At 38.8% G+C, this 6,480-nt stretch carries 2 protein-coding genes and 1 tRNA gene; 1 reads left to right on the top strand and 2 read right to left on the bottom strand.

From position 1 onward, the window contains the following. Positions 1-97: 97 nt before the first annotated feature. Positions 98-172: transfer RNA gene (locus tag FJ213_12360), tRNA-Val, on the bottom strand. A gap of 122 nt (positions 173-294) precedes the next feature. On the opposite strand from FJ213_12360, the gene FJ213_12355 reads away from it, so the two are divergent. Further along, complete coding sequence (locus FJ213_12355; GenBank protein ID MBM4176945.1) at positions 295-1,416, top strand: DUF5009 domain-containing protein; 1,122 nt, start codon at positions 295-297, stop codon at positions 1,414-1,416. Between the two features lie 64 nt (positions 1,417-1,480). Here FJ213_12355 and FJ213_12350 read toward each other — a convergent pair. Beyond that, positions 1,481-6,480: T9SS type A sorting domain-containing protein (locus FJ213_12350; protein ID MBM4176944.1), on the bottom strand; the 5,000-nt coding region annotated here is incomplete at its 5' end.

Genomic DNA, 6,480 nt, shown 5'->3' with positions numbered 1-6,480 from the left:
GTCGTAAGATGTTGTCTGTATGTCCTACATAGTATTTGTTTAACTTCTCACTGAAGATAATATAAGTATAAAACATAATGTGATTCGAGTTGATAAGTGGGCGCTGAGGGGTTCGAACCTTCGACCTCCGCCTTGTAAGGGCGGCGCTCTAGACCAGCTGAGCTAAGCGCCCATGCTCATTGAAGCAGTGCAAAGTTAAAAAAATTCAATCCGTTTTCAAAGACAGAAAGGATAATTTAATTTTCATATAATTCATATCTGATGTAACTTTGCACCAATAATTTAGAGGAATATATGAATTCAAATGTACAAGCTACAAAAAGATTAATCTCTCTCGACGTATTCCGCGGTATAACAATAGTCGGTATGATTTTAGTCAACAATCCTGGAACATGGAGCGATGTTTATCCAGCTCTTCGGCATGCAGCTTGGCATGGTTGGACTCCAACTGACTTCATCTTTCCATTTTTCTTATTCATCGTTGGAGTCTCGATGACGCTTTCATTCCAGAAAAGAATGGGGAAGGGAGATGATCGTAAAAAATTATTCATGCACGCATTTCAAAGGTCTTATATAATTTTTGGGCTCGGATTATTTCTTCATCTATTTCCATATTTCAATTTTACGACTGTTAGACTCCCCGGAGTCCTTCAGCGGATTGCGGTTGTATATTTACTCGCTTCCTTTATCTATCTATACTCGGATTTCAAATGGCAGGTCTATATTTCTTTGGCACTTTTACTTTTATATTGGGCAGCTATGGCTTTAATTCCTGTCCCGGGATATGGAATGAATAATCTTTCTACAGAAGGAAATCTTGCGGCATATATTGATAATACTTTATTACATGGTCATACTTGGAAAGCCACATGGGATCCCGAAGGAATATTGAGCACTTTTCCGGCAGTAGTAACAACCATGATAGGCATTTTCACCGGAAGATGGATCCAGAAAGAAAAATCGCATTTTGAAACTGTCTCAGGAATGTTTGTTGCAGGAAGTTTCCTATTAGTGGTTGGTGTAATATGGGATATGTGGTTCCCGATTAATAAATATATTTGGACAAGTTCCTATGTAATCTTTATGGGGGGAATGGCTTTACTGTTTCTTGGAGTTTGTTTCTATCTAATCGAGATTAAAAACATTAAGTGGTGGACGCAGCCATTCTTAGTTTATGGAATGAATGCAATTGCATCGTTCTTCCTTTCAAGTTTAGTCGCAAAGTTGATGGGCATAATAAAATTTACTGGAGCTGATGGAAACGAAATCTCACTGAAAGGTTATATTTTTGCAAATATTTTTTCAGGAATATCTACGCCTATTAATTCATCCTTATTTTTTGCATTATCATATATTCTTCTTTGGTATCTTTTGATGCTTATTCTTTACAAGAAAAAAATATTTATTAAAGTGTAATTAATTATTTAAACAAAAAAGGGCTGCCAAATGGCAGCCCTTTTTACAATGATGTTCACGAATCTTATTTAAGCAGCATTGCTTTAATAGTCTTCGTAAATTTCGGGGTTTCTAATCTCACAAAGTAAATTCCACTTGCAAGATCAGCACCGTTCAATTCAACAGCATAATATCCAGGTTCTTGTTCGTTTTGTACAAGAACTTTCACTCTTTCGCCAACAGCATTATAAACCACCAGCTTAACTTCAACTTGTTCAGCTAATGCATAGCGGATCAACGTTGTCGGATTGAATGGGTTCGGATAGTTCTGCATCAATTGGAATTGAGTCGGAACTGTTGTCCCTTCAATCGTTATCGAACTGATAGCTGGATTTGTGATGGTAATTGGCTGCCCATCCTTTACAACTATATTCAATAAGCTTCCATTGTAAGCATCCTTAATTCTGTAGAATCCTTTTTCACTATTACGCAAGGTGATAGAAACCGGATAAACCGCAGAATTCAGGTCGATCCTCTGAGCAATTCCATCAGATTCAACATATCGTTGAGTTTGGAATCTTGCATCAAATATTCCGATTGGTGGAACTGGTGGTAATTCAAATTTATTTTCATCGACCTTATTTGCCATATACAGATTCATTTCTCTTCCAAATGCATCTGCAATGTTGATGACCTTCCAGCTTGGTTCGATAGTCTCAACAAACATATCTTGCTCAGGTGCATCTTTAGCAGTAGTAAGAGAAACAGTCATCGTTCCGGCACCAGAAGTTTTTACCCAATATCCTCTTCCTCTGTCAAGAACTGTTGAGGCATAATACGCACCGCTGTAGCCAAAGAATGATGAGCTTACAAGTCCTGGAGGATTGGTGGTAACGTTTGTAGTCGGAACGTTGGCATTAAGTCCACCAATTAAATTCCATCCAGTACTAACGTCAAATGTTTTAGAAGTTGATGTAGTACCAAGAATAGTATGAGTTTTCGCACTATCAAATTTTAACCAATAGCCTTTTCCCATCGCAAGAGTATCCTGCGTAACATAACCTGATCCCGGCTGATACCAGAATGCATTCGAAGTTGCAGTTGGGAATAGGGAAGTTTTAGACATATTTTCAGCAGTTAGAGGTACTGCGATGATATTCCATAGTCTGCTAAGTGTGAAAGTTGCAGTATCAGGCACCACAACACCTGGTCTGATTCCAGCGAATTCATCAGCACCGATATCAGGTGTAGTTGAATTTCTTACTTGACCATCGATATCAGTAGTTATCCATGCTATTGGTGTTCCGCCGGATTCGAGGAATGTAGTTGTACCATTTGGAATATGGAAATTGGTTGAGGAAGTAAATACAGGATTCTCGACGAATGATAAAGCATCTTGCTGTGAAGCAGCTTGCCAGTTTGCTAAAGTTTTGTTTGCACTTTTCCAGTATCCGATATTTGCGTTTGCGGTATCGGCTACATAGTAGGCATTATTATTAAAATCGATAATTCCTGTTGTGTCTCCCATCAAAATACAGTATGCAATGGCAGAACCAGATTTATTATTGACAAATATGTTATTCTTAACATATTTGTTCCAAGTACCGGCTAATCTGATCGCAGTCATTCTTCCTGTTGCAGTTTTGGTCAAACTGTTGAGTACAATAGTATTATGATAAATATTTGCTGTTCCAGTTGCTAAGTCTTGGAATGAAATCATATCAATACTAGCAGTAGCGCCGGTGCCTGTATGATCAACATCTCCGCCAATGAAATTGTTGTAAATGTTTAATACTGTTCCAGTTTGTCCAGTTAAGGTACCGAATCCATAAATGCCTTGAGTACCAGTAGAAGCCATTTTCAAGGTTTGAATTTTATTGTTAAATATATTGAACGTACCGCCATATGTGTTGAATAAAATTCCCCACAAAACATTAGCGTCAGGAGGAGCAATATTTGTAATTAATTCATTGCCGCTGATTTCAGATGTTGTTCCAGTTTTACCTCCATAGTAGAAATAAACAGTTCGCATTCTTCCATATAAGAGGTTATTACGGATGTATATTTTAGAAGCATAGAGAGTGCCAGTTGAATACCCGGTGATTGATACAGCGTAATTTGGATTTTGAATTCCGTCTCCGATTTTACAATTTTGGATGATCACAGAATCTGCGACTCCGCCTATTAATCCATTAGCATAAATTCCTCTGGATGAGGTCGAGGAAGCTGGAGTTGCTGTATACGATATATTAAGATTTTTAATTGTGATGTTATCAGTATTCTCATATAGTTGAATTACAATTCTTCCATTAACTGAGTCAGCCATTGCAAAGGTCATGTCTCTTGATGTACCACTTGCAGTATTTGAGCCATCGATTGTTATGAATCCTGATGAATCAATTGTGAATCCAGAATAAGCAGCTTCTCCCGATGTTGAACAACCAGTAAATGTAACTGTTGGAGTTTTACCTGTATTCGGTTTTATGATCAAATTGTTAGCAGCAGATAGATCTGGTCGATATATTCTCACATTGGCGCCAGTTTCATTCAGATTAGCATCGATTAAAAATCTCACTGTACCAGTCAGTCCGGCTTTATTCAACGAATCAATTGCTGCTGCCAAAGATGGGAAACCTTTAGGGTTAGCACCTTTAGGAATAATGTAATCGCCTGATAATTCTGGTGCTGAATACGGTATAGTCACAGACCTCATAATCCAGGCTCTTTCTGTCGTGATTACAAGTGGAGTCCAAGTAGTAGTGTCTGGATTCCCTTCATAGAAACTCCTGCCGGCTGTGAATCCCGTGTTTTGAACAGCACCTGGATATTGAATACCTAATGGGGCTTTAATTGTAATCCAATAATCGGAACCAGCAGTAATGATTGGAGCATTACTATCAAACGCAAAGTGAATATACGCACCGGTATTTCCAGTTGGGAAATAAACAGGTGTGTTAAAATGTTTCTCGTAAAGAACTGCGCCAGGTGCGGTTGTGGTGCCGCCAGCAGCTCTGACCTGAACGCTGAAATTACCGGTTGAAACAGTTTCTGTTCGATAAATAAAATCAACACCAGCGAGCCTGACAGTTGAGTCCGCAGTAAATCTTACTCCTGCTTTCATTGGTTTTGTTGTATCACCCCAGCCAACATAGGTATCAACAGTATTATCGCCTCTGTCATAGATTTTTCTGGAGAATACATCTGGATACACACGCATACGGAACTGTTTTGAATTATTTCCAGCGACTTCATCCCCAGTGACCACTATCGCTCCATTTGTAAAGAAAGTTCCTCGCACCGTTGGTGTGAATGTAAGCACTGCGGTATCTTTACCTGCTGGACTTACACTTGGGCCATTGTATGGTGTTTGCGATACACCATCAACATCCCAATTCAAATTGTACGTCGCGGCATTCAATCCAAGATTTGAAATCTGTGCTTTAACGGTAATGTTTGAAAGTAAATTATTTAACAGAGAATTTTTACTGTCTACTATTGTACCAGTTAAATTTGCATCAGAAGCTTTAGTGCCTGATAGACCGGCCGCCAAGGTTGCAATATCCTCACCATTCTTAGAAGTTTTATTACTTAACGATACTGTATAGTCCGTGAAATGCTCATTTATTCGAGGTGTCGGTAAGCCGGTAAATTGATACAATTGAGTTAATGCTAAATCAATTGCCGGTTTTTTGATGATTTCTATATTATCTAAATACCAATAATCGAATTGAAAATGATTGCCATCCAATACCCAGGCGATATAAGTCGTGGTACCTAAATTATTGGTTACATCAAATGAAACATCAGCTGGTCCAACATTTCCTCCACCAGAAGCACCACCCCAGGTTTCATCTGTCCAAGTCACACCATCAACACTTGACTGTACTTTGTAATTAATACCTGCAGCATAATCATCAAAGAAGTGTTTGAAATTAACTGTTAGGGCAGTTACACCAGTTGTATTTAACGCTGGCGTAATTAATCTTGTTAATCCTGTACCATTAACATATGTACCTTTAAACTCATTGGCTGTCCCGCCAGCATTATTGGTTGCAGAGACAGTCCAGCGTGTACCTGTCAGTGTGGATGTTTGTGACCAACAGCTTGGGAACGTTGCACCATTAACAGATTCACTGAATGGGAGTGTGTAAACTGGGCAGGGAGTTGTTGCTGTTGCAGTAACTCCAGGTGAATAACTTGTGCCGTTATATGAAAATAATTTATAATAATACTGTGTTATAGGCGTTAATCCAGCATGACTTTGAGGAGAGACTGTACCATTATAAAGTAATTTACCTCCTGCGAGTGAATCTCCAACTGCTGGAGGTGCACCAGTAGGCGTAGTAAATGTTCCTGTATTATTCCACACAACTATAACACTGTCATTATTGACATTAGCTGTGAAAGCAATGTTAATTTGTGTTGCATTTATTGCCGTTGCAGAAACACCTGTAGGATCGACGACGGACGGTGGAATATAAGTGTATTCATCAGCACCGATGTCTGGGGTTGTAAGACTTCTGGTGTTACCATCAAAGTCCTCTGTTATTCCGGCAATTGGAGTACCTGCATTATTTACTGGTGAAGTTGCAGTAGTTAAAATATGCAGATCAGTATCGCTTACAAATTTTGGATCACCGGCAACGCTGTTTGAATCTTGGAGTGTTGCTGCCTGCCAATCTGCAAGCGTCAGTTTTTCACTACCTAAAAAGCCGAGCTTACCATAAGTTCCAAAGCCATAATAATCGTTAAAGTTAATGGTTCCAAAAGTTACTCCAGTTACACCATATACGGCATAGGAACTTGATCCTGCTAATCCTTCAATTCCATTACTAAAAATGTTATCTCTGATATCCATGCCCGTAGCTGTGCTGGAGATTATTAGTAATGCTGCTGAAAGTGTTCCGACAGTACCTGAGGCGAACTGTGAACCATATAGGTGAACACTGTTATAGTATAATTTGTGTCCTGTACCACCAGTAATTCTAATACCAAATGGATTATAAGTTGTGCTTGAAGTACTATAATTGATCGTATTAATCCCATATATCATATTATTAGAAATTACGATGTTGGATACATTTG

The organism is Ignavibacteria bacterium, from assembly GCA_016873845.1.
In the GTDB taxonomy this organism is placed as follows: Bacteria; Bacteroidota; Ignavibacteria; order Ch128b; family Ch128b; genus JAHJVF01.
Note: the sequence above shows the minus strand (reverse complement) of the source record. Positions and strands in the feature narration are given on the sequence as shown.